At 63.6% G+C, this 23,992-nt stretch carries 20 protein-coding genes; 5 read left to right on the forward strand and 15 right to left on the reverse strand.

Going from position 1 to position 23,992, the window contains the following annotated elements:
* Window positions 1–2 precede the first annotated feature (2 nt).
* From AC1TQG_RS22035 to AC1TQG_RS22050, 4 genes are all read right to left on the reverse strand, one after another.
* Window positions 3–1,679, reverse strand: coding sequence for a glycosyltransferase family 2 protein (locus AC1TQG_RS22035; protein WP_482140253.1), 1,677 nt, complete (start codon window positions 1,677–1,679; stop codon window positions 3–5).
* Window positions 1,680–2,182: 503 nt separating this feature from the next.
* The gene (locus AC1TQG_RS22040) at window positions 2,183–3,058 is read right to left on the reverse strand and encodes an oxidoreductase (protein ID WP_482140255.1); all 876 of its coding nucleotides are present in this window, start codon (window positions 3,056–3,058) and stop codon (window positions 2,183–2,185) included.
* Window positions 3,058–3,945 carry an oxidoreductase gene (locus AC1TQG_RS22045; RefSeq protein ID WP_482140257.1) on the reverse strand — a complete coding sequence of 296 codons (888 nt, stop codon included), beginning with the start codon at window positions 3,943–3,945 and terminating at the stop codon, window positions 3,058–3,060. Before AC1TQG_RS22045 ends, AC1TQG_RS22040 begins: the two co-directional genes overlap by 1 nt.
* 49 nt (window positions 3,946–3,994) lie before the next feature.
* Window positions 3,995–5,728, reverse strand: a complete 1,734-nt coding sequence (locus AC1TQG_RS22050; RefSeq protein WP_482140259.1) for an adenylate/guanylate cyclase domain-containing protein — start codon at window positions 5,726–5,728, stop codon at window positions 3,995–3,997.
* Between the two features lie 108 nt (window positions 5,729–5,836).
* Here AC1TQG_RS22050 and AC1TQG_RS22055 point away from each other — a divergent pair, with 108 nt between their 5' ends.
* Together AC1TQG_RS22055 and AC1TQG_RS22060 are read left to right on the forward strand one after the other, a co-directional pair.
* The gene (locus AC1TQG_RS22055; protein ID WP_482140261.1) at window positions 5,837–6,472 is read left to right on the forward strand and encodes a TetR/AcrR family transcriptional regulator; all 636 of its coding nucleotides are present in this window, start codon (window positions 5,837–5,839) and stop codon (window positions 6,470–6,472) included.
* A 46-nt stretch (window positions 6,473–6,518) separates the two neighbouring features.
* Window positions 6,519–7,442, forward strand: a complete 924-nt coding sequence (locus tag AC1TQG_RS22060) for an alpha/beta hydrolase (RefSeq protein WP_482140263.1) — start codon at window positions 6,519–6,521, stop codon at window positions 7,440–7,442.
* Between the two features lie 140 nt (window positions 7,443–7,582).
* Here AC1TQG_RS22060 and AC1TQG_RS22065 read toward each other — a convergent pair whose 3' ends face one another.
* Entirely contained in the window at window positions 7,583–8,134 is a 552-nt protein-coding gene (locus tag AC1TQG_RS22065) for a YceI family protein (RefSeq protein ID WP_482140265.1), read from the reverse strand.
* Between the two features lie 204 nt (window positions 8,135–8,338).
* On the opposite strand from AC1TQG_RS22065, the gene AC1TQG_RS22070 reads away from it, so the two are divergent.
* The gene (locus tag AC1TQG_RS22070) at window positions 8,339–9,958 is read left to right on the forward strand and encodes an FAD-dependent monooxygenase (RefSeq protein ID WP_482141413.1); all 1,620 of its coding nucleotides are present in this window, start codon (window positions 8,339–8,341) and stop codon (window positions 9,956–9,958) included.
* A 60-nt stretch (window positions 9,959–10,018) separates the two neighbouring features.
* Here AC1TQG_RS22070 and AC1TQG_RS22075 read toward each other — a convergent pair whose 3' ends face one another.
* The 9 genes from AC1TQG_RS22075 to AC1TQG_RS22115 form a co-directional block, all read right to left on the reverse strand.
* Window positions 10,019–11,797, reverse strand: a complete 1,779-nt coding sequence (locus tag AC1TQG_RS22075) for a DUF222 domain-containing protein (protein ID WP_482140267.1) — start codon at window positions 11,795–11,797, stop codon at window positions 10,019–10,021.
* A gap of 10 nt (window positions 11,798–11,807) precedes the next feature.
* Complete coding sequence (locus AC1TQG_RS22080; RefSeq protein WP_482141415.1) at window positions 11,808–13,055, reverse strand: vWA domain-containing protein; 1,248 nt, start codon at window positions 13,053–13,055, stop codon at window positions 11,808–11,810.
* 49 nt (window positions 13,056–13,104) lie between these two features.
* Entirely contained in the window at window positions 13,105–13,992 is an 888-nt protein-coding gene (locus AC1TQG_RS22085) for an AAA family ATPase (protein ID WP_482140269.1), read from the reverse strand.
* Window positions 13,993–14,005: 13 nt separating this feature from the next.
* Window positions 14,006–14,614: a nucleotidyltransferase family protein gene (locus AC1TQG_RS22090; RefSeq protein WP_482140271.1), complete on the reverse strand. Its 609-nt coding sequence runs from the start codon at window positions 14,612–14,614 to the stop codon at window positions 14,006–14,008.
* Window positions 14,611–15,540: an XdhC family protein gene (locus AC1TQG_RS22095; RefSeq protein ID WP_482140273.1), complete on the reverse strand. Its 930-nt coding sequence runs from the start codon at window positions 15,538–15,540 to the stop codon at window positions 14,611–14,613. Before AC1TQG_RS22095 ends, AC1TQG_RS22090 begins: the two co-directional genes overlap by 4 nt.
* A 12-nt stretch (window positions 15,541–15,552) precedes the next feature.
* A complete protein-coding gene (locus tag AC1TQG_RS22100) occupies window positions 15,553–17,943 on the reverse strand; it encodes an aerobic carbon-monoxide dehydrogenase large subunit (protein ID WP_482140275.1) in 2,391 nt (796 codons plus the stop codon).
* Window positions 17,940–18,461, reverse strand: a complete 522-nt coding sequence (locus tag AC1TQG_RS22105) for a (2Fe-2S)-binding protein (protein ID WP_482140277.1) — start codon at window positions 18,459–18,461, stop codon at window positions 17,940–17,942. The genes AC1TQG_RS22100 and AC1TQG_RS22105 overlap by 4 nt, the downstream gene beginning before the upstream one ends.
* Window positions 18,462–18,463: 2 nt before the next feature.
* A complete protein-coding gene (locus tag AC1TQG_RS22110) occupies window positions 18,464–19,354 on the reverse strand; it encodes an FAD binding domain-containing protein (RefSeq protein ID WP_482140279.1) in 891 nt (296 codons plus the stop codon).
* Window positions 19,355–19,432: 78 nt separating this feature from the next.
* The gene (locus tag AC1TQG_RS22115) at window positions 19,433–20,593 is read right to left on the reverse strand and encodes an XdhC family protein (protein WP_482140280.1); all 1,161 of its coding nucleotides are present in this window, start codon (window positions 20,591–20,593) and stop codon (window positions 19,433–19,435) included.
* A 108-nt stretch (window positions 20,594–20,701) separates the two neighbouring features.
* Here AC1TQG_RS22115 and AC1TQG_RS22120 point away from each other — a divergent pair, with 108 nt between their 5' ends.
* Complete coding sequence (locus AC1TQG_RS22120; protein WP_482140282.1) at window positions 20,702–21,658, forward strand: LysR family transcriptional regulator; 957 nt, start codon at window positions 20,702–20,704, stop codon at window positions 21,656–21,658.
* Window positions 21,659–21,890: 232 nt separating this feature from the next.
* A complete protein-coding gene (locus AC1TQG_RS22125; protein ID WP_482140284.1) occupies window positions 21,891–23,102 on the forward strand; it encodes an HNH endonuclease in 1,212 nt (403 codons plus the stop codon).
* 148 nt (window positions 23,103–23,250) lie between these two features.
* On the opposite strand, the gene AC1TQG_RS22130 is transcribed toward AC1TQG_RS22125, so the two are convergent.
* Window positions 23,251–23,979 (reverse strand): hypothetical protein, encoded by a 729-nt coding sequence (locus AC1TQG_RS22130; protein WP_482141417.1) that lies wholly within the window; start codon window positions 23,977–23,979, stop codon window positions 23,251–23,253.
* Window positions 23,980–23,992: the final 13 nt, after the last annotated feature.

Below are 23,992 nucleotides of genomic sequence, written 5' to 3' on the forward strand. Positions count from 1 at the left end.
AGTCAAGCGCTCACCGGCGTGCGAGCAGGCGTCTGGAGTTCACCGTCGGCGGGCACCGCGGCAGCCTGCGCTCTGGCGGTCGACAGACGCCAGATCACAATCGGCGATGCCGACAGCGCGGCCGCGGACAGCGGCCACAGTAGTGTCGCCGCATCGGCGTAGCCGTTGACACAGATGAGAGCGATCACTACCACATAGAACAGCAGCCAGATGATGTTGAGCCGGAAGGCGAACCAGGTATCCCGGTTGCTGTGCACACCTTTGGGTGTCACCTCGAAGCCGGTCTTTCGTCGGAGCACCATCTTGATCAACGCTGCGGCGTAGACCGGCGCGGTGACCACGCTCATGAACATTCCGTAGACACCCCACGACCGCCCGACCTCGTAGGGGCTGACGTTGTGACGCCGTGACGCGACGTAGACCGACATCTGGAGCACCGAGACCCAGCCGTAGAAGAGCAGCCAATCGTCCGGGGCGACGCCGGTCGCGCTCACGCCGTAGATGGCGAACAGCATCGCATTGGCCGCACCCAGTAGCCACGTCACCGCCATCACCGGATAGAACGACATCAACAACAGGTAATGCACGATGCGCAGTGGGCTGCGCCGCATTCCCCACATCTGACGCAGAAATGGCCCGGCGAACATCTGTTCCAACGCTCCTCGCGCCCAACGGGTCTGCTGTTTGTAGAAGCTTCCCCAGGTGTCCGGGCCCTGACCGTGGGCAAGGAGGTCGGGCGTGTACACGCCTTTCCACAGACGACCGGTTTGCGGGTTGGTTCGGCAGAGGACTTCGAAACTGGTGGCCATGTCTTCGGTGATCGAGGACTGGATGCCGTCGATCTGGCGCAACACATCGCTGCGGATTGCATAACTTGTGCCGACAAGCATCGGCGCCCAGTACGTGTTGGCGGCGGTCTGGATCAGGGCGTGGAACGGGAACTGCTGTGACTCGGCCAGTTTCGCGACAACATTGGACGTCGCATTTGCATAGGCCTGGGGACCCGAGACGTAGGCGATATCCGGGTCCTCGAAATAGCCGAGCATGCGATCACCGAACTCCGGGAGCGGAACATGGTCGGGATCCAATCCCATGATGACGTCGTAGTCGGGGAAACGGTCCGTGGTGCTCAACCAGTCGAACGCGGAATTGATGTTTCCGTACTTGGTTTTGGTCGAGAACTTTTCACCGGCGTGGTAACCAGGCATCCCGAGCCTGCTGAAGTGGTGGATCATGTTGCCGCTGACCTCGTCGTTGATCGACTCGATCAGGCGGGGAACCCGCTGCGGATCGTCCGGATCACCTTCATCGAGCACAAAGACATCGAAAGTGCCTGATTCCACACCATTTTCGTTCTGGACGTGGTGATCGATCAGTTTGGCCGCACGCAGAGTTCCCGCCAGAACATCGATGTCCTCGCTGGCCGGAACAAAGGTGATGAACAGCGCCACGTTCAGACCGTCCCTGGGCCTGATCACGACCGGCTTCTTCACCAGGACCGTGGACGTGGCCAGCATGCAGGTGAGGATCATTCTCGAGGATTCGATGAGCAGCGAGATCGCGAGTAACACGAAGACGATTGGGCCGGCGACGGAAACCCGTTCGACAACCGGGGTCCCCGCGAAGGTGAGCCAGTAGATATACCCGACGCTCACGGACAATGTGACGATCGTCAGCATCACGGCACCAAGACACCGAGCGCGACTATTCATGCTTTGAAGTCGTACGTGACCGTCGAAATCATCGGACGGCTCGCCCGCTATCCGACTCTTCTCGACAATCAAGTCCTCGAGGCGCATGGTCATGCTCCACCGAGAGAACGAAATCCCATCATCAAACCCCGCCCACAACGCACGAACCCCTGATTGCGAAAGCCCACCCCGCGGAAGAAACGCGCATGCAGAACTCCGAATGTCTTGGACGAGTTGATGTTCGAATCAGTAAGTTGTGAGCATCGCCGCTCGATTGCGTTCGCGCAACAGCACACATTTGACGATTCACCACACTTGATTGACCGTTAGGGTCAGTAGTGGAACCGACGATCCGATTCCGTCAATTGTTCAGTGGAACCAGCCCGATCCGAACCGTCTTTCTACACTCGACAATTCAGCAACATGTGACGGAGATCATACCTGCATCGCGGGTGAGATTAATGATCGCTCGCGGTCCGTCCGAGGCTCCTTCAGAGCGAATAGGTCACGCCGGTCAGCTTCTCCGACGCCGCCCAGAGTTGTGCCGCGAGCACGGAGTCCTTGGACAACGTCGTGGACGGCGATTCACCAACAGGCCCGCGCATGCCCATCAACCGCGTCGGTCCCCAATAGATACCCGGATCGGCATCGCGTGCAGTGGCGGCAAATATCGCCGACTGCGCGGCTTTACGCGGATGATGTCCCACCAGCCTGGTTGCCGGCTTGGCCAGCTTGTCGACAAAAGTCTCTGTGTGAGAGAACAATTCGGTCGACGAGACGCCCGGATGCACCGCGTAGGACCGCTTCGGTGACCCCGCCGCCTGCAATCGCCGCTGGAGTTCACGTGCGAACATCAGGTTGGCGAGTTTCGACTGCCCGTAGGCAACCGCACGCACGTACCGCCGGTTGTCGTAGTTGAGGTCGTCGACGTGCAGCGCAGGCGTCTGCCGGTGCGCGATGCTCGACACGGTGACCACACGGTCACTGACGCGGTCGAGCAGTTGGCCGGTGAGTGCGAAGTGACCGAGATGGTTGACGCCGAACTGCGTTTCGAAGCCGTCCACGGTGAGCCGGAACGGCGTGTTCATCACTCCGGCGTTGTTGATCAGAACATCGCACTCCCCGACCTGTTCGGCGAATGCGCGAACCGACGACAGATCCCCGAGATCAAGATGGGCCACCTCGAGGTCGCCACCGATCCGCTGCGCCAGCCGATCGGCCTTCGCGGTGTCACGGCAGGCCATGATCACTTTTGCGCCTTTGCCTGCCAAGGAGCTCGTGATGTGTTCACCGAGCCCACCGTTGGCGCCGGTGATCACAAACGTGCGGCCGGTCTGATCTGGTACGTCGTCCGCCGTCCACCCCATCAGTTCGAGGACGCCGGATCCACCGAGTAGGTCACGCCGGTCAGCGATTCCGACAGTTCCCAGAGTCCAGCGGCGACGAGTTCGTCACGAGAACGCTTGTTACCCGTGGCCGGTCCCGGTGCGCCGCGTGACCCGCCGAGTTTGGTCGGGCCGTAGAAGCCGCCGGACCGTGCCTGGTCCGAGGTCGCGGCATACAGGCTGGGCAGGGCGCCGTCGGCAGCCGGCTGAGCCATCAGGTTTCCGATGACCATCAAGCGATCCCAGACCGATTCTGAGTGCCCCTGCAATCCGGTGGCGGCGTACCCGGGATGGGCCGCCATCGATTTGACCGATGACCCGGCGGCGGCGAGCCGCCGCGCGAGCTCGTACGAGAACAGCAGATTGGCCAGTTTCGACTGCCCGTAAGCCGGCCATCGCGAGTATGAGCGTTGCCGGTAATTGGGGTCCTCGAGGTCGATCTTGCCGATCTTGTGCATGGCTGATGACACGGTGACGACCCGGTCGGAGATCTTGGGCAGCAGCAGCCCCGTGAGCGCAAAATGCCCGAAGTGATTGGTACCCATCTGCATCTCGAAACCTTCGACCGTGCGCCGCAGCGGTATTGCCATGACGCCGGCGTTGTTGATCAGGACATCGATCGGACCGGTCCGTTCCGCGCACGCCCGAACACTGGCGAGATCGGCGAGATCGAGTTCGGTGATGGTGGCGTTGGCCCCGATCCGGGCGGCCACGGGTTCTGCTTTTGCCGTCGTCCGGCAGGCGAGGATCACGTTGGCACCCGCCGCTCCCAGCGCCAGGGCGGTTTGTTCACCCAGTCCGCTGTTCGCTCCCGTGATCAGGAACGTGCGTCCACTCTGATCACCGATATCCGTCGTGGTCCATGTCATCGCGTCAACCATTCCCCTCGTCGTTCGAGCATCGATGCGTACGTTTCTGCTATCTCCGGTCCCGCATTCCGAACAGTGACCGGGTTCCGTCGCCGAAGGCGCCGGACACCACGGTTGTCGGGATCTTGAATGCAGTGCCTATCAGTGATTTCAGGCTACGGCTCCCCTGCTCGCTGTCGACGGGAATCGTGTAAAGATCGGTCGGCACCGCGCGCCCCCGCAGCACCAGGGATCCGATCGAATCCCAGTGACCGTGTTCATCGTCGGAGTGCTCGATTGCCGATCCGCTGGCCAGGACGTGCGCGCGAACCGATTTGGCGGCCTCGGACAAGCGGGCCGCCTCGTTCACCGCGTCCCCGATCACCGTGTACTCATAGCGTTTGACCGCACCGATGTTTCCGGCGAACACGGTCCCCGCCGAGACCCCGATCGAAAAGTGGAGTGGTCGAAGCACTTCGAGCTCTGCGTGGAGTTCGCGAGCAGCGGCCAGCGCGGCGCCCGCCGGGTCGGAGACCGCACTGGGCGCACCGAAGATCGCCAGCGCCGCATCACCCTCGAACTTGTTGATGAATCCGCTGTGCCGGTCCACCACCTCCGCGACGATGGCAAAAAAGCTGTTGAGCAGGGCCGCGACGGTCTCGGGCGCTTCTCGTTCCGCAAGCTTTGTCGACCCCTGGACATCGACGAAGATCACGCCGACGAATGTGTTCTCGCCATGAAAACCCGCACCCTGTTGCAGCGCCAGCTTCGCCACGCCGTCACCGACGTGCCGTTCGAACAGTTCCCTGATCTGCTCACGCTCGGCGAGCCCCGACACCATGTCGTTGAAGCCCTGCTGGAGGATTCCGAGTTCGGACGAGTCGTAGACATCCAGAACCGGATGCGACTGCCCGGCCTTCACCCGTTCCATCCCGCTGCGGATCTCGCCGAGCGGGTCGGTGATCGAACGTGACACGAGTACGGTCGCCCGGACACCGCCGACGAGGCAGAAGACGGCAAGGACCACCGTCGGGACATCCACGACATATCTGCTCGCGGGGATCCACTCCGGCAACCGGCCGACGTTGATGGCGATGAGCCCCACCAGCGGGACAGCGCAGAACACGATCCACACCGCTATCAGGCGTTCACGAACCCCGAGGATGGAGCGGCCGAGTACCCCGTCGCGCAACGCGATCGCCACGAGTGGCCGCGACACCCGTTCGACGAAGAGGTACGTCAGACAGGCGGCCGACGTCCCCGCCATCAGGAAGGCCGAACCGAACACCACGAACTCCACAGCGGTACCACCGAGTCCGAACGGGATGTAGATCAGCGCGCCGATCGCCCAGGTGAGCAACGTCGCACCCGCCTGTTGCAGCGGCATCATCTGGATCGATCTGCGCCGATCCGGTGACGCCGGAACGGCTTTCACGAACCACACGAGCTGCGGATACAACACGGCAGTGCTCACTGCACCGCCGAACAGCAAACCGATGACAACCGAACTGATCAGGACCGGAATGTTCGCCGCGTCGATCATGTCCGGCACACTCAATTCGCCGCCGGTCATCACCAACTGGATCATGACCACGGTCTCGAATGCGGCAGCCAGATTGCTGATCGCGATACCGATCAGCGCAAGGACCACAAAGCGGTTGGCCACATGCCGGCGACTGGCCGGACCGTCCAGACTCGGGTCGGGTACGTCGACGAAATAGTGGTCGATCCGATCATCGATTCGACGAATGCTCTTGAAGGCGTCGGCCAGCCGCGAACGTCGGCTGGACTGGTGCGCCGCCAAGGTCCACCTTCTCTCGCCGCCGATCGCCAGACCACGGGCGCGGCCAGGTCTCGATCGAAGTTACCGCAACTATACATAAAGCAACTTGAGTTGCGTTAGAGTCGATAGGTGCGTCAGACCGGGTCTTCGGACCCCATTCCAGAGACGACATCACGGGTCCGGTCACACCGCCGCGGGGCGGCCGTCCGGGATGGCGTGATGTCGGCGGCCGTCAACGAGCTCCTCAAGGTCGGTCTCGACAAACTCACCATCGCCCAGATCGCGGATCGGGCGGGCGTCCACGTCACGTCCATCTATCGACGATGGAAGACCAAGGAAGAGCTGGTCACCGAGGCATTGGTCGATCAATTCGATCCCACGGTCATAGCGCCCGACACCGGTTCCCTGCGCGGGGATCTGATCTCTCTGACGATCGACCTCCACACCGCGCTGACCGATCCCCAGGTCAAAACCCTCTTGCGTCTGGTGGCCATGCCCATCGACGTCGGCCCACTCGTCGAACTGCAGCGCCGGATGACCCGAGCGCGAATCGAAATACTGGAATCGGTTTTCGCGCGCTCCGCCGACCGTGGAGAGGTCGACATCTCCACCCAACCCGACTACCCGCTGGTTCTCGAAGTGATCCACGCTCCGATCTACGCGCGCGTCCTGCTGACGAGGGAGCCGGTTGATCTGAAGTTCATCGAAGACCTCGTCGATGTGCTCATGACCGGCTTCACTCCGCGTTGGCAAGCGACCAAATAACAGCTGCCGCCTGATGGCAGCACGACCCGACAATCACCGGAGCCTTGTGAAACTTTCACTGACTGATCTGTTCGAACCGGTGTCCGGTGATGATCGGTCGATCACACAGGCCTTCTACGAGACTCGGCCTGCCGGCGTCGGCCCGAATTCTCCAGAGGAAGTCCTTGTGGTGCGTGCCTCGAGGGCGGCTGACCACACATCAACAACCCGAGCTGTTGTGCAGACGGTCGACATCGGCGGCCGAAGTGTGTCATTGCGCGTGATCACTCCGAAAGACAAGGAGGTGACCGGGGTCTATCTGTACGTCCCGGGCGGCGGCTTCTACATGAGTTCAGCTGCCAGTGCGGATGCTCGGAACACAAGACTTGCGGATGCAGTCGGGGCGGTTGTGGTGTGCGTCGACTACCGACTCGCGCCCGAATCCCCTTGGCCGGCAGCGCCGGACGATTGTGAAGCGGCAGCTCTGTGGCTGCTTGACGTCGCAGCCGAACGGTTCGGCACAACCCAGCTCGTCATAGGGGGTATGTCTGCGGGTTCGACCTTGGCCGCGACGACGCTGTTGCGCCTTCGCGAGCGAGGCCTTGCGATGTCATTTCTCGGCGCTGTCCTGGAGGCAGGCACCTATGACATGAGCGCCCAAACCCCTGCTGGGCGAACCATCGCCGACGAGTACTTCATCGAGGCGTACGTCGGCCATATCAGCGACCGCACGGTTCCGGATATCTCTCCGACGTTCGGCGACCTGAACGACCTGCCGCCAACCCTCGTTGTGGTCGGGTCCGACGATGTGCTGCTGGCCGAGAACCTTGCAATGGTGGCTCGGTTGTCTGCGGCAGGCAACAATGTCGACTTGCGCCTCTATCCCCATGTCCCCCATGGATTCGCCAACCATGCCACGCCCATCGGCCGCCGCGCTCTACTCGATATCGAAGCATGGCTGCGGCACCGCTTCGAGGTGTCGCCCCGCTGACAGAGCCGGGCCGACCGAATGCCAGCGGCGGCCCCGCGTCCGGGATCTTCCGGTCACAGGGCCGCCGCTTCGGGGAACCTGATGGCCGGTGATGGTCAGCCGATCAGGCGGTCGATATTGCTGCGCAGGTCAGTGCGAGACTAGGCAGTCTTGGCGGCTTCGATCTCCAGCGTGATGGTGATCTTGTCGCCGACAACGCTGCCGCCGGTCTCCAGGGGCATGTCGATGTTGATGCCGAAGTCCTTGCGGTTGAGGACAACCGAGGCCTCGAAGCCGGCAACCGGGCCGTTGCCCATACCGGGGTTGACACCGTTGAACTCGAGCTTGAGGGTGACCGGACGGGTCACGCCATGGAGGCTGAAGTCGCCGTCGACCAGGTAGTCATCGCCGTCGGCCTTGACCGCCGTCGAGGTGAAGGTCGCGGTCGGGTACTTCTCGACCTCGAAGAAGTCTGCCGAGCGGATGTGGCCGTCGCGGCCTTCGTTTCCGGTGTTGATCGATGCGACGTCGATCTCGGCGGTGACCGACGGGACGCCGTTCTCGTCGACGGTGATGGCTCCCGAGAAGGTCTCGAAGTTTCCGCGAACCTTGCTCACCATGAGATGGCGAACGGAGAAGGCGACGGCCGAGTGGGTCGGATCGATGGTCCAGGTGCCGGTGCCGAGATCTGTGGTGGTGATGGTGGCGCTCATGTGGTTCTCCTTGAAAGTCTGGTGACTGGGGCTACATACGATCTAACCGGACTATGGTCCGATTCATTCCGTTGGGGTGGAAGTCGCTCGGACGGCAACTCCTGACCTGCGACAACGAGAACCGAATGTGACCGAATGCACCGCAACGCGCGGACCGCGGCGGCACAATGCGAGCAGACGCAGCATCAGAAGGGTGGTCCACGGGTGTTCGATACAGACGTTTTGATAGCCGGAGCCGGTCCGATCGGCCTGACCGCAGCGATCGAGCTCCGGCGGCGCGGGATCCGCTGCCGAATCGTTGATCCACTCCTCGAGCCCCCGCAATACGCGAAGGCCGTCGGCGTCCAGCCCCGCACGCTCGAGGTATTCGAGGGGATGGGTGTGCTGCGCCAGATCCTCGACGCGTCGATCCAGATGCGTGGGCAGGTCGTCTACGTCAACGGCATCGAAGTGTCCCGGATCGACCTCGCCCTGCCTGCCGATGTGCCCTTCGGTTTCGCGTCCATCCCCCAGTACGAGACCGAGCGCATCCTCCGCGACCGCCTCGCGACGCTGGATCTGCCGATCGAACGCGGAACCTCGCTGTCACGTTTCGACCAGGACGACAAAGAGGTCACCGCAGTGCTGGCAGGCCCCGACGGCGAGGAGATCGTCACCGCGCAGTACCTGGTGGGCTGCGACGGTGCCCACAGCATCACCCGCAAAACACTCGGATTGACGTTCGAGGGCGCGGCATTCGAGGAGCAGTACATGCTCGGCGACGTCGAGGTCGAATGGGTGCAGCCGCCCGGGTACGGGGTGCGGGTGATGCACCAGACCGAAGGCACCACCGACGACCTACTCGTCTGCATCCCGCTTCCCGGTCGCGGACGCTACCGGATGTCGATGCTTGTCCCCGACGACCTGGCCGCGGTGAAGCCCGCCGATGCCGGTGCGATCGCGCACGGTTTCGAGTCCGGCCCCAAACCCGACCTCGCGCACATTCAGGCCGTCCTCGACCGGCTCGCCCCAGAACCCACGACGGCAAAGAACCTCCGGTGGGCATCGGTGTTCCGGATCAGTCACCGAATCGTCGACTCGTACGGACGCGACCGGGTCTTTGTGGCCGGCGACGCCGCACACATCCATCCGCCAACCGGGGCGCAAGGGATGAACACCGGCGTGCAGGACGCGCACAATCTGGCATGGAAACTCGCCCTCGCCGTCAACGGCAACGCATCGGACGGCCTGCTGTCGAGCTATGACGCCGAACGCCGACCGGTCGGCGAGGAGGTTGTCGATCGCACCGTGCGCAACGCCAGGGAAGGGATCGACGCCGACGAGACCAGCCCCGAACAGTTGATGCTCCGGGAGGCCCAACTCCTCATCGACTACGCGGGCAGCCCGATCGTCGGATCCCCTGCCGCCGAGGGCTCGCTGATCGCTCCGGGCGTGCGCGCACCGGATGCCACCGGCCTGTCCCGCGACATCGTGACCGATCCGTTCCGGCTGTTCTCACTGTTCGATCGCCTGCGGCACACCGCGATCATCTACCTCAGCGAGCCGGCCGATGTCGCCGAACTCGTGGATCTCGAGTCCATTGTGGCAGCCGCGCAGACGGCCACTCACGGTGAACTCGATGTGTACATCGTTGCCGCGGCGGCCGCAGCCATCGGAACGACCACCCTGCCCGTCATCCGCGACGACTCCGGCAATTTCGCCAAAGCTTATGGCGCCGAAGATCATTCCATTTTCATAATCCGACCCGACGGATATCTGGGTTACAGCAGCGACGCCGTCGCCGAAGACACCGTCCTCGAGTTCCTCGAGAAGACGTTCCGGTAGCTCTCAGGAACGGACAGCGCTCAGGAACCGTCCGGCGAAATCGTTCTCGTGGGAAGACATCTAGAAGGCCGGTGGTGGTTCGTTCCTTCCTCGTTCGTCGCCGAGTGCTTGGCGGTGGGCGGCTTCCCGTTCACGTTGCCGACGGTTGGCGAGTCGTTCGTGTTGACGGCGTGCATGTTTGGCAGCGGTGCGTGGCTGCTGCCTCGACGGTGATGTTGGCGGTGATGCTTTCGGTGATCCGCGTTGGTTGTCGAAGACGATCAACCTCAACATTGGGAACAGGTCGTCACCAGTCCAGGCCGGTCCGTGGTAGTGACGCCCTTCGGGTGTGGTGAAGATCAGCCGGGTCCGCCCGGTCCTGGGATCGGGGTATTGATCATCAAGCCAGTCACTGTAGGTCTTGAGTTGATGGTGAAAACGGCACAGCGTCTTCATCTCTGACGGATGGGTGCAGCCACCGGTCTCGGGATTGTGGTGGTTGTACTCGCGGGTGTGGTCGAGGTCGGCGCCCCAGGCCTTGTGCTCACAGCCAGGCCACATGCAGTAGACGTCCCGAATCCGGAGGTAGTTGTCGAAAACCACTGATGGCCGGTAGCTGTCGCCGGGTTGGGTTGATGGCATCGGAACCACTTGTGGAAAAGGCGCTTCGGTCACATCTGCCGCGCGTGCGCCCTCGTCGACGTCCGGGTCCACCGGAGCCCGCATGTACGCGGGGCGGTGCGGCGGCTGGGAATTTGGCTCGCCATCCGGCCCGGGCCGAGGCTCCGGTTGCCGCTCTCGTGCCGGTTCCGCTTGCGCGGGTCCAGGATCTGCCGAACAATGTTGTGCGGGTTCGGGTTCGGCAAACTCGAATTTGTTGCCCATCGGCCGCTTGATCGTCTCCGGCCGGTCTGCGATATCGCGGACATGGTCGCCAGAAATCACCCCATGCCCGTCGAGGAAGCCCGGGTTGTCGGCGGTGCCCTCGAGGGTGGCCTGATCGGAGATCACATGCAGCACGATCTTCACATCGATACCGGTGACAACCTGATCAGCCAGGACCGTGACAATCGCTGCGGTGCACGGATACTTCGGATCATTCGGGCACTGGCAATAGAACTCACGACCCATTACCGTGGCGAACAGGGCATCGGCCATCCGGTCAGACTTGCGACGCGGATCGGCCTTGCACGTGGACATGGCGAGCTTCTCCAACCTGGCCATGATCATCGTCATCTCTTCAGCTGTGCCGTGAGCATCCATCACCGCCATACCGTGATCGGCGTTCGCACCCCACACGCCGCGGTTCTTCTTCGCGTCCTCACGGTTGTTGCGCACCAAATCGGGGTCACGTCGGAAGATGGTGGCATCGACCATGTCCCGCAACCGGTTCTTCGACCACGAACCGCGTCGGCCGAGGTGTTCAGCGATCTCACGATCGATGGCGGCCATATACTCGGAGCCTTCGATCAACTCGGTCCGGGAGATGATGTCCGGGATGTAGTGAACACGGATCCGTCCGGCCTTGAGCAGCGCATTGACGCGAGGCAGGCGGTCCCGTAACGCCAACCCGCGGTTTATCTGACGTTCAGCGGCCTGTTGCGTCAGTCCTTGTGAGGCAGCCAGTCTCGCCGCACACTGGGCGAACGGATCGAGCGCCCGCATCTCGACCTCGGCCCCGACCGTTGGTTCCACCAGCTGTCGATGCACCATCGCAGCAGCGGCATAACGTTCCCACTCCATGCGACTTTGCTGGGCCATCGCCAGCTCTGTGTTACGCAGCAACTCATTGGTGCGCAGCAGATAGACGGGACCGATTTCGTCGTCCCCACCTGCATCTTCGATCTCCCATTCGAACATACATGCGAGTCTAAACGAGTGGTCTGACATTGCTTTCGCCAAGGAGACCGGGCGGTTTGGTGGTCGTGGCGCGGTTTCCCAGATCCTCCAGCAACAGGAACAGCTCGTGTAGCTCTGCGAGCGTCCGGCCCGAAACCAGGGCGTCACAGAACGGCAGCGCCGCGGCCATCGCCCCGGCCTTCGGCTCGTAATCCGGTTCTCCCGCACGGGGATTGATCCAGACCACCCGCCACGCGCGACGGGCGATCCTGGACATCGCCCGCGCGACCACATCTGGGTCGTCGCTGTCCCAGCCATCCGAGGCGATCACCACGAGCGCACCGCGGAGTGAATGTCCTGCAGGCGACGCCACGAGTTCGGCCAGGCTGTGGCCCAGCCGAGTGCCCCCGAATCGGTCGGCAACCTTGACGTTCGCCTTCGCAACTGCAGCTTCCGGCGACCGGTGGGCAAGGATCGCCGTCAGTTTGGTCAACGACGTCGCGAACGCGAACACCTCGGGCCGGATCATCGAACGCCGGTCGACCGCGGCCCGCATCAGGTGCAGGTACGTCGTCGTATACGGCTGCATGGAACCACTGACGTCGCAGACGAAGACAACCCGGCGCCGCCGCATACGCGGCCGTCGGCGAACCAGGACTGCGACCTCGAATCCGGTTCGGCGAGAATGGTTCATCGTCGCCCGGAAGTCGACGGCCGGGCCCCGGCGACCGTACTCGCGGCGCCGAGATCTCCGGCGGGGCCAGCGAGCCACCGCATGTTCCAGCCAGGCACCGAGCACCCGCAGGTCATCGGCGTCGAACGATTCGAACGGCTCGTCGACCCTGGCCACCAGGCGACTGGGCAGCAGGTCGGGCAATACCGCACCGTCCGGCGTCGATCCGGTTGCGCCCACAACCGTGCGTCGTGTCGCCCAGGGCAAACCGGCGGCCTCATCGTCCGACCGTCCCGGATGTGGCCCACCGGGGTCGGGTACAGATGGACTGACGCCGGAGCGCGGAGCGGCTCTACCCGGCGGATCGAGCCCGAGCCCGGAATCGGCGAACACCGCATCGAACACGGCATCAAAGGCCGCCAGGTCGTCCACCCGGTCGACCAGCGTCAGACGAGCCGCCCAATACAGCTCGGTTCTGGAGTGGGGTGCCAAGTGGCGCAACGCTTCTACGAACGCGGCCGGACCGCCTGCCGACACGGCAACGCCGCCACGACGCAGCCGGGCGTCGACGGCAACGGCAAACGCCGCGAGGTCGACGCCGCGCATCAACGTGACAGTTCTCCCCGCCGCAGCGCTCACGTCCGATGTCGCCTTCTCACCCTGTGCTCAACCCACCCGCGAACTCCACAAACGCCTCGTGCACGGCGATACGGTCGTCGGGGGTCTTGGCGAGCGCGCTGAGGGCCGCCGACGCGTCGTCGGCGACCAGATCGCCGACACCAAGTACCACGAGCGCCGCCAGCCAGTCGATCGTCTCGGAGATGCCGGGGGGTTTGTCGAGATCGAGCGCACGCGCCCGGGAAACGAACCGGGTTGCCTGATCGATCAGTGCCGCAGTGGCTCCCGGTACGGTCCGGCGGACGATCGCCACCGCGCGTGCCGGCGGTGGAAAGTCGATCCAATGGTAGAGACAGCGGCGACGGAGAGCGTCGTGAAGGTCGCGGCTGCGGTTGGATGTCAACACCACGATCGGTGGAGTCGGGGCAACAAAAGTGCCCAATTCAGGAACCGTGACTGCCGCCTCGCCGAGGAACTCCAGGAGCAGGGCCTCGAATTCGTCGTCGGCGCGGTCAATCTCGTCGATCAGCAAGACCGGAGGCGTCGCGCCGCGGTGTCGGACGCAATGCAGGATCGGACGGTCGATCAGATAGGCCTCGGTGAACAGATCCGATTCGGAGATGTCGGTCCCCCGCGATTCGGCAAGTCTGATGCTGAGCAACTGACGCTGGTAATTCCAGTCGTAGAGCGCCTCGTTCGCGGTCAGCCCTTCGTAGCACTGCAACCGCACCAGAGGTGCCCCGAGCACCAGTGCCAGAGTCTTTGCCGCGGTTGTCTTGCCGACTCCCGGTTCACCTTCGAGCAACAGCGGCCGGCCCATGGTCGTGGCCAGATAGATGGCGGTCGCGGTACCGACGTCCAGCAGGTGGTCGTGCGCATCGAACCGGCGAACCACGTCGGCGGTATCGGTGAATCCCCCCGTCATGTCTGTGCCCCTGTCATGTCTGCGCCGCGGACAGCAGGTCGATGTAGTCGTCCCAGGTGTCGACATCGGGCGGGACCGGGGTGTCGACCTCCAGAGTTGCGGTGTCGTAACGCCCGGACGCGATGAGTTTCCACAAACCCTTGTCGCCTCGGAGTCGCGCAAGGGCCGCAAAGACGCTGCGGTCCAACCAGAACGGATGCCCGGCATGACCGCGATATCGCGTGACCACGATCTTCGCCGGTACGCCCGGACCGGCGTCCACCTGCGATATCAGGCGATGGACCGTCGCTGCCTCGATCCCGGGCTGATCACCGAGAAACAGGATCAGACCTGCGGCACCCTGGTCCACCGCCCCGACCGCTGCCCGTAGGGACGCTCCGCAGCCGAAACCACTGTCCTCGACGTCCACCGCATCGACGCCACCGAGGTCGACACGCTCACGTACCGCATCGGCTTCGTTGCCGAGTGCCACGACGATCTGATCGAACCCACACCCGCGAACCATGTCGATCGTGGCCCCGAGAAGTGTTGTCTCCCGGTACGGCAGAAGCTGTTTGGGCACGCCGAGTCTTCGGGAGGAACCGGCGGCCAGTACCACCGCCGTTTGCCGACCACGTGTCATGGGGATCCGATCGCCGACAGGTACGAATCGCGGCAACCGGTACCGCAGAACCAGTGATCGGCACCATCGACCGCTGCCTGCACCGCGTCGGGCCCGACGGTCACGCTCATCCCGCACACCGGGTCCACGGCCTCTCGCGCCACGGCAGTCGGCCGGGGCACGGCCGCGATACCGCCCCCACGGCGGGCGGTGATGAGTTCGGCCACGATCGACACCGCGATCTCTGCCGAGGTCTTGGCTCCGATGTCGAGACCGACCGGTGTGTGGATGCGGGGGCGCTCGGCGGCGGTAGGCGCGACCTCCGCAAGAACCGACGCCCCGCGAATTCGGCTCGCCACCAACCCGATGTAATCTACGCCGGCGTCGAGGGCAGACCGGATCATCGCGGCCTCGGCGCCACCGTGGCTGGCGATCACCACCGCAGCGGTTTCGGTCAATGCACTGTCGGCATCAGTCGATTCGTCATCAGTGGCCGTATGGGTCTGCCCGGTCTGATCGACCTCGAAACCGACGAGTTCGCACAGCTGCGACAGCGCTTGGGCAATCGGTGCCGATCCGCAGATCCGGATGAGTGGACTCGGTATCTGTGGTTCGAGGAATATCTCCAAGGCGCCGCCGGACAGGCACGGATTCACCACAACCGATGCACCTGCGGCCTCAGGAAAATGCAGGTCACCGTCAGGCAGTACCCGCAGCAGAACACTTTCGCCGCCCTGCAGTGCCCCGAGCGCGGCCCGGCGCACCGAGTTCTGAGCACACTGCCCCCCGACAAAACCTTCGATTGTGCCGTCGGACAGAAGAATTGCCTCATCTCCTGCCTGCGCCGATGTCGGTTGACCGGCACGCACCACGGTCGCATGCACAAACGGCGTACGCCGGGACAACAATTGCCGGACGCGTTCGTCCACCGTGATCGACTTCGTCATGATGATCTCCGTTCAGATCGGTGGGGTTGCCCGGCCCTGCATGGCTTCCCACACCCGGGACGGGGTCAACGGCATGTCGGCATGCCGAACCCCGTAGGGCGCCAGCGCGTCCACGACGGCATTGACCACCGCAGGCGGCGAGCCGACCGTGGCAGATTCGCCGATACCTTTCGCACCGATCGGATGGTGCGGCGACGGTGTCACCGTGAAACCCGTTTCCAGATGTGGGACTTCCACTGCTGTGGGAATCAGATAGTCCATCAACGAGCCACCGAGGCAGTTGCCGTTCTCATCGAACTCGATGATCTCCATGAGCGCCATCCCGATTCCGTCGGCGATACCTCCGTGCACCTGACCTTCGATGATCATCGGATTGATCCGGGTGCCACAGTCGTCGACGGCAAGGAACCGGCGCACCTTCACCTGCGCGGTACCCGGGTCGATGTCCACAACACAGAAGTAGGCGCCGTATGGATAGGTGAGATTCTCGGGGTTGTAACAGATCTGGGCATCGAGACCACCTTCGATCCCGTCGGGAAGATCACCGGCGCCGTGGGCGCGCATCGCGATCTGGGAGATCGTCACGGCGGCAGACGGGTCACCCTTCACGTGGAACGATCCCTTCTCCCACTCCAGGTCGGCAACCGACGCCTCGAGCATCCCGGACGCGATGATCTTGGCCTTGTCGCGGACCTTGCGCGCCACCAGTGCCGCAGCGGCACCCGACACCGGCGTGGACCGGCTTCCGTAGGTGCCCAGGCCGAACGGTGTCTGGTCCGTATCACCGTGCACCACATCGATATCGTCCGGCGGGATACCGAGCTCTTCCGCGACGATCTGCGCGAACGTCGTCTCGTGGCCCTGGCCCTGGCTCTGCACCGACAGTCGCACAACGGCTTTGCCCGTCGGATGAACCCGCAGCTCGCACCCGTCGGCCATACCCAGTCCGAGGATGTCCATGTCTTTGCGAGGTCCGGCCCCGACCGCCTCGGTGAAGAACGACATCCCGATACCCATCAGTTCTCCGCGGGCGCGTTTTTCCTTCTGTTCCTGCCGCAGGGCGTCGTAGCCGATCATCTCCATCGCCAGCCGCATCGTCTTCTCGTAGTCACCCGAGTCGTACAGCCAACCCGTTTTGCTCTTGTACGGAAACTGTTCGGGCCGAAGGAGATTCTGCAGGCGCAGCTGTGCGGGATCGGCCTTCAATTCTTGCGCGAGGCAATCGACGAGGCGTTCAACAAAATACACGGCCTCGGTGATCCGGAAGGAGCAGGCGTACGCAACTCCACCGGGCGCCTTGTTGGTGTAGACCGCGGTCATCTTTGCGTAGGCTGCCTCGATGTCGTAGCTACCGGTGAACACACCGAAGAATCCGGCCGGATACTTCACGGGCGCCGCAGTGCCGTTGAAGGCTCCGTGGTCGGCCAGTACGTTCGACCGGATCGCCAGGATCTTCCCGTCGCGGGTCGCGGCGATCTCACCGACCATGATGTAGTCACGGGCAAAGCCGGTGCTGGTGAGGTTTTCGCTGCGGTCCTCCATCCATTTCACCGGCTTGCCCAGAACCAGCGACGCCACGATGGCGCAGACATAACCGGGGTAGATCGGGACCTTGTTGCCGAATCCGCCGCCTATGTCGGGAGCGATGACGCGGATCTTGTGTTCCGGCAAGCCGGCGACCAAGGCATAGAGCGTTCGGTGGGCGTGCGGCGCCTGACTGGTCGACCACAGTGTCAACTTGCCCGACACCGGATCCAGATCGGCAACCGCTCCGCACGTCTCCATCGGCGCGGGATGCACTCGCGGATAGACCATCTCCTGTTTCACCACGACATCGGCCCGGGCGAACACCGCATCCGTCGCCGCCGCATCGCCGGTTTCCCAGTCGAAACAGTGGTTGTCTGTCTTGCCTTCCAGGTCGGTCCGGATGACCGGGGCGTCATCGGATAGGGCCCGACGCGCATCGATGACCGGTTCGAGGATGTCGTATTCGATGTCGATGAGTTCGAGGGCATCGCGCGCCGAGTACCGATCCTCGGCGACAACAAACGCCACCTCCTGTCCCTGGAACCGGACCTTGTCGGTGGCCAGGACCGCCTGCACATCATTCGACAGTGTCGGCATCCAGGCCAGGCCCTTCTCGGCCAGGTCGGCGCCGGTCACCACCGCTTTGACCTTCGGGTGGGCCAGCGCCGCGGAGGTGTCGATGCCGACGATGCGTGCGTGCGCCACCGGCGACCGCAGAATCGCCAGGTGCAGCATCCCGGGCAGAGTGACGTCGTCGACGTAATTGCCGCGGCCCCGGATGAACCGAGGATCTTCTTTGCGCAGCATCTTGCCGTGGCCACAGGGCTTGTGGTCGTTGTCGACCGTGTCTTCCGGTCGTGATTGCACTGTGGTCATGACGGACTCCCGATGGGCGAGGTGGGTGCGGCCGGACCGGTGGATTCCGTTGCGACAGCGGCTTCCTTCTCCGCGGCCCACCTGATCGACCGCACGATCGTGGTGTAGCCGGTGCATCGGCAGATCTGACCGGAGATGGCTTCCCGGATGGTCTCCTCGTCCGGGTCCGGGTTGCGGTCGAGCAGGGCCCGCGCGGTGATCATCATCCCGGGTGTACAGAACCCGCACTGCAGGCCGTGACACTGCATGAACCCCTCTTGTACCGGATCGAGCTTGCCGTCGACCTCGAGGCCTTCGACGGTTCGCACCGAACGTCCATCGGCCATGACGGCCAGCATTGTGCACGACTTCACCGGTTCCCCGTCGACCTCCACCACACACGTTCCGCAATTGCTGGTGTCACATCCCCAGTGGGTTCCGGTGAGCCGCAGTTGGTCTCGGAGGAAGTGAACAAGCAGAAGGCGTGGTTCGACGTCTGCCGTGACGGCCTCACCGTTGATGGTCAGATTCACCTGCATGATCAATTCCCTTCCGGGGCGGGCGTGTTCAACACACGTTCGACGGACGTGCGGAGCGTGCGAATGGTCAATTCGGAGGCGAGATGCCGCTTGTAGTCCGCGGTTCCACGGCTGTCGGTGAACGGCGAGCAGGCCACCGACGCGCGGCGGCCCGCCTCGGCGTACAACTCTTCGCTCGGCGGGTTCCCGACAAGCCCGGCAGCAACATCGGCAAGTCCCGCCACGTCCGGATTCACCGCGGTCAGCCCAACCCGGGCCGCCGCGATCACCCCACCTTCGAGGGTGACACACGATCCGGCTGCGGTGATGGCCCAATCACCCACTCGCCGCTCGACTTTCGCATAGGCGCTGGAGGTTCCGAGTCGAACGGGGATCCTCACCTCGATGAGCAGTTCATTGGGCGCCATCGCGGTCTCGTATGGGCCAACCAAGAAATCGTCCATCGAGATCTCCCGATCACCGTCGGGTCCCCGCACGTGGCACGTCGCCCCGAGCACCGTGCAGACCGTTGTCAGGTCTTCGGCTGGGTCGGCCTGGCACAGAGATCCGCCGATGGTCCCCCGATTCCGCACCACCGGGTCGGCGATCACGCGTTCGGCGTCACGGAAGATCGGGCAGACCGCCGCCAGGTCATCCGACTCGAGTGCCTGACGATGTCGGACCATCGCCCCCAGCCGAACCAGCGTCGGGTCGCAGATGATGTAACCCAACTCCGCGGCGAGATCGTTGATGTCGATCAGATACTCGGGGTTGGCCAGGCGCAGCTTCATCATCGGGAGCAGGCTGTGCCCACCTGCGACCACGCGCGCCTCCTCCCCGAGCCGATCGAGCAGTCCGATGGCGTCCGCGACGCCCGTTGCACGTTCATATTCGAAGGGTCCGGGAACTTGCATGTGACCTACCTCACAATCGTGGAGGTGACCACAGTGACCCCGCCTGTGGCCAGGGTCAAGACCGAATTAAGCGATCACTTAATTCGCTGCCGCCGCCGGGCTCTCGACAACCGGCGTTTCCTGTTCGTGATGAATCCGACCATCGGTTTCGCGCAGCGGTCGGCCCCCGCCGCCCCACCGTCGAGCGATGATCTCGGCCGCGATCGACACCGCGGTCTCCTCCGGCGTCCGTGCACCGAGATCTAGCCCGATCGGACTCGCCAGGCGCGAGATCTGAGTGTCGGTCAATCCCACGGCACGGAGTCGCTCGACCCGATCGTCATGAGTGCGCCGCGACCCCATCGCGCCGACGTAGGCCACCTCGGGCATCGTCAGAGCCACCTCGAGCAGCGGTACGTCGAACTTCGGATCGTGGGTCAGGACGCAGATGATCGTGCGCTGATCGAGAGTTCCGGCGTCCACCTGCGCGGACAGGTACCGGTGCGGCCACTCGACAACAACCTCGTCCGCGGTGGGAAAACGCGCTGCGGTGGCAAACACCGGACGTGCGTCGCAGACCGTCACCCGATAGCCGAGGAACGATCCCTGCTGGGCGACCGCCGCAGCAAAATCGATGGCCCCGAACACCAGCATCCGAGGGCGCGGGGCGTAGCTGGACACGAATACCGCCATACCTTCACCGCGGCGCTGTCCGTCGGGACCGTAGTTCAGGACCTCACTCCGCCCGGCAGCAAGAAGCCCGCGTGCATCATCGGCCACCGCGTTGTCCATACGGGTCGAGCCGAGGTGCCCGCCGACCGTCGTCGGCCGGACGACAAGCCGTCGCCCGACCCACACCGAATCCGGGTGTTCGATCACCGTCGCAATGGCAACGGGCTGATGATCGGCGATGTCCTGGGCAATCTGGCCCAGTTCGGGAAATGTCTCCTGCGAGATCGCCTCGACAAAAACGTCCAGGATCCCGCCGCACGTCAGGCCCACGGCAAACGCGTCGTCATCCGAGACGCCGTAGCGTTCCAAAGCCGGTTCACCATTTTGTGCGGCGTCGACGGCCAGTTCATAGACCGCACCCTCCACACATCCACCGGATACAGAACCGCTGACCGTGCCGTCGGGCGCCACCACCATCAATGCCCCGGCCGGCCTGGGAGCTGACCGGAACGTCCGCACGACCGTGCCGACGCCCGCGGTTGCCCCGGAACGCCAGATACGCATCAGATCTGCCAGCACGTCCTGCATTTCACAAACTCCTCCACGCGGCCCGCGGCCCGTTGTGCCCGCGTCCCTTTATAATTGGCCGTTCACGATTCGACGTGTCAGGCCTGACCTCCAACGTAGGCTCAGAACGTGACACCCGCTCAGCTTCGAGCCTATTCCGCCGTGGTGCGGCACGGTTCCGTGCACGCGGCAGCCCAGGAACTGGGTATGACCGACGCCGGGATCTCCACGCACGTTGCGCAACTGCGTAAAGAACTCGACGATCCGCTGTTCACACCGACCGCAGGCGGGTTGGCATTCACCCCTGGCGGCCTGCGACTTGCCGGACGGGCCACGGAGATCCTCGGTCTGCAGCAGCAGACGGTGATCGAGGTCGGAGAGGCAGCCCGCGGCCGACGACTGCTCAACATCGCGGCATCGAGCTCGTTTGCCGAGCACGCGGCACCGGGCCTCATCGAACTATTCGCCTCCCGCGCCAAAGACCTCTCGGTGGAGTTGAGTGTGCACCCGACCGCCAACTTCAAGAATCTCATCGAATCACGTGCGGTGGACATAGCGCTGGGTCCGCAGGCCGCACCCCCCAGTGACTCCATCGCGGTGCGTCCGTTCCTCAATTACCAGGTCATCACCGTTGCGGCGCCGGACAACCCACTCGCTTCCGGAGTGCCCACATCGACACTGCTGCACGAGCAGCAGTGGATGCTCGGCCCCAGCGCCGGAAGCTCCACCGGCGAGCAGGCAAAGATGTTGCACGACCTGGGAATCCCCGAATCCAGGCAACGAATATTCCAGAGCGATGCCGCCGCGATGGAAGAAGTCCACCGCAGCGGCGGGGTGACCCTGACCCTCGGTTTTGCGGTCGCCGCCGACCTGGCAGCCCGGCGCCTGATCCAGATCAAGGCCCCCGGCCTGCAGGTTGCGGGGCAGTGGAGTGCATCCACGTTGCCACCGGCATCCCGTCAACCCGCGGTCTCGGAGCTCCTACGGTTCATCACCACACCGCGTTGCACACAGGCGATGATCCGCGGATCAGGTGTCGGGGTGACCCGCTTTCGCCCGAAAGTCCATGTGACGCTCTGGAGTTGACTGATCTACTCCGCGGGCGATAGTAGCCAACTGCCTCCGTGCGACTTGTTTCGTCTCACTATCGAAAGTGATTGCACCCAAACCATATTGGGTGGAATGAGCCCTTGCGAACATGCGTTCGACTGGGTACAGTGGAGTCAGTCGACCATAAGCACGACGCATCTGACGCCTTCCCCGCAGAGACACCCCGGTCGACCTCCCGGTTTACTCTCTCCTTGGAAGGTGCTGTGCTATGCGACTTCTCGAGATGGTCGACGATCTCGTCGACCTAGTGATTCCTGATGACGCGAACGTTGCGCTAGGGGTGGTGAAGGAGCTGATCACCCTGCGCAACGCGACCGAGCACCAACTCGCGACATGCGCCGCGGTGATCGACGAGTCGGGTATCGCCCGTAAGGCCGGGTCGACGACGGCAAAGGTGTTGCAGGTCAACGGTGCAGCACCCGCTTCTGCGTATCGCTGGTTACGTATCGGCGCCGGTATTGCGGGCTTGGATCGGACTGCCGGGTATTCGCGGGACGGGTTCCTGTCCTCCGAACATATCGACGCGGTGGTCAAAGGTGTCGCCCATGTCGTCGGCCGGTCCGAGGATCCGATCACCGCCGAACAGCAAGTCGAGTTCGAGCGGAAACTGTTGAGCCACGCCATCTCCGGATGTCCACCGGCTGAGATCGGTGCGGCTGCCCGCATGCTGGGCAACGAGGTCGCCAGGGACACCGGTGGTCCGCCGCCGGCCGAAGACCGGTCACTGAACAGCCTGGACTATGCAGTCCGTGAGGGTCGATGTGTCGGCACGTTCGATGTGGATGCGGTGATCGGGGAGAAGTTGTTTTCCGCGTTGGACTTCTGGTCCAGGGCCCGCCCCGAACCCGACGGCTCGAATGACAGTCGAAGTCCTATCCAACGTCGGGCCGATGCCTTGCACCAGCTGTTGGACTGTGGCGGTGGCGGACCAAAATTGGTGTCGGCGCCGCGGACCGAGGTGATGGTCACCGTGCCAGCCGATCATCCCGAGGCTGCGTCCCTGCCATGGATGGGTCCGGTCACCGAAGCAACCGCCGCTGCGTTGGCGTGCGATTCATCAATCACCTCGATCACCCTGGACGGGCAGCAAGTCCCGGTCGATATGAGTCCACCGAAACGGCTGTTCAAAGGGCTGGTGCGCAAAGCGATCATCATCCGCGATACCTGCTGTGTGAAATGTGGGGCAAAGGCCGGCTGGTCGGACTGCCACCACATCGTGCACTTCGCCGATGGCGGTGCCACCACCCTGGAGAACGGTTGCCTGCTGTGCCGCACCTGCCATATGGCGGTCCACAACACCGACTGGGACGTGACCATGGGCTCCGACGGCCATCCGTGGCTGATCCCACCAGCAGACGTCGACCCGCAGCGAAAACCTCTACCGGCCTACAACCGGCGAACCCTGACCCTCGCCGCCTGAACCAACTTTCCACCACCAGCGCACCCGAGATCTTGTCGGGACCGCGCACGCATCTTTGACAACTCCATAGTGTGAAAAGCGTGTGGTGCTGTCGCCCGTTCCAATCGATTGGGCGGGACGGGGCGGCAGCGCCACTGGCTTGGGTGCGTCAGGGCAGGTCGACCTTGGAGGCCAGCCAGCGTCCGTCGACCTTCTCCATGGTCATCAGGACACGGCTCCGGTCGATTCTCGCGTCCGGCGTCGCGGTGTTGGTGACGCTCTGGTCGACAAAGAGCATGACCTCCACCTTGGACGTCGTCGCCGACTTGATGCCCGAGTCGATGACCGTGCCCTGCGCGTTCGCCTTGTTCTCGACAAGGAGATCGCGCAGCTGCCCGCTCGACTGCGAATACATGTCCTTGAATTCGCCGGTGGCCCCATCGAGTACGGCCGCGAAGTTCTGGTCCAGTTTGTCCGCGCTGACGCTGGTCAGGGTCACCGCGTATTGCTCCGCCGCGGCCTGGGCTTCGTCGGCGGCGGCATCGATGTTGCTCTGCTCGTTCAACTTCCAGCCCAGGATTGCGGCCACGACAATGGCCGCGATGGCGATCACCGCCAGCGCACCCACTGCGGCCCGGCGAATCGTGAACAACGTCCGCCACGAACGGCGTTCGGTTTCGGCACCTCTCTTTGATCGAGTCCGCTTGGCAGAGGACCTATTGCCCTTCCCGACAGCGTCTTTCCCGACAGCGGCCTTCTCTGGGTCGGCCTTCTCTGCGTCGGCCTTCTCTGCGTCGGTCTTCTCTGCGTCGGTCTGCGCAGTGTCGGTCTGCGCAGTGTCGACCGCGACCGTCGGCGTATCCGCTTCTGCGGGTTCGACGTCCGCACTGTCGGCCATCAATCCCCATTTT

This window comes from Williamsia sp. Y844 (assembly GCF_056786475.1).

What these genes read in the sequence shown, in the direction of transcription:
- AC1TQG_RS22130 (WP_482141417.1), bottom strand. Translation starts at nt 23,979, where the DNA reads ATGGCCGACAGTGCGGACGTCGAACCCGCAGAAGCGGATACGCCGACG.
- AC1TQG_RS22100 (WP_482140275.1), bottom strand. Translation starts at nt 17,943, where the DNA reads ATGACCACAGTGCAATCACGACCGGAAGACACGGTCGACAACGACCAC.
- AC1TQG_RS22085 (WP_482140269.1), bottom strand. Translation starts at nt 13,992, where the DNA reads ATGACGGGGGGATTCACCGATACCGCCGACGTGGTTCGCCGGTTCGAT.
- AC1TQG_RS22035 (WP_482140253.1), bottom strand. Translation starts at nt 1,679, where the DNA reads ATGCTGACGATCGTCACATTGTCCGTGAGCGTCGGGTATATCTACTGG.
- AC1TQG_RS22125 (WP_482140284.1), top strand. Translation starts at nt 21,891, where the DNA reads ATGCGACTTCTCGAGATGGTCGACGATCTCGTCGACCTAGTGATTCCT.
- AC1TQG_RS22045 (WP_482140257.1), bottom strand. Translation starts at nt 3,945, where the DNA reads ATGACATGGACCACGACGGATATCGGTGATCAGAGTGGACGCACGTTC.
- AC1TQG_RS22105 (WP_482140277.1), bottom strand. Translation starts at nt 18,461, where the DNA reads ATGCAGGTGAATCTGACCATCAACGGTGAGGCCGTCACGGCAGACGTC.
- AC1TQG_RS22040 (WP_482140255.1), bottom strand. Translation starts at nt 3,058, where the DNA reads ATGGGGTGGACGGCGGACGACGTACCAGATCAGACCGGCCGCACGTTT.
- AC1TQG_RS22115 (WP_482140280.1), bottom strand. Translation starts at nt 20,593, where the DNA reads ATGCAGGACGTGCTGGCAGATCTGATGCGTATCTGGCGTTCCGGGGCA.
- AC1TQG_RS22110 (WP_482140279.1), bottom strand. Translation starts at nt 19,354, where the DNA reads ATGCAAGTTCCCGGACCCTTCGAATATGAACGTGCAACGGGCGTCGCG.
- AC1TQG_RS22080 (WP_482141415.1), bottom strand. Translation starts at nt 13,055, where the DNA reads ATGCGCGGCGTCGACCTCGCGGCGTTTGCCGTTGCCGTCGACGCCCGG.
- AC1TQG_RS22075 (WP_482140267.1), bottom strand. Translation starts at nt 11,797, where the DNA reads ATGTTCGAATGGGAGATCGAAGATGCAGGTGGGGACGACGAAATCGGT.
- AC1TQG_RS22090 (WP_482140271.1), bottom strand. Translation starts at nt 14,614, where the DNA reads ATGACACGTGGTCGGCAAACGGCGGTGGTACTGGCCGCCGGTTCCTCC.
- AC1TQG_RS22065 (WP_482140265.1), bottom strand. Translation starts at nt 8,134, where the DNA reads ATGAGCGCCACCATCACCACCACAGATCTCGGCACCGGCACCTGGACC.
- AC1TQG_RS22095 (WP_482140273.1), bottom strand. Translation starts at nt 15,540, where the DNA reads ATGACGAAGTCGATCACGGTGGACGAACGCGTCCGGCAATTGTTGTCC.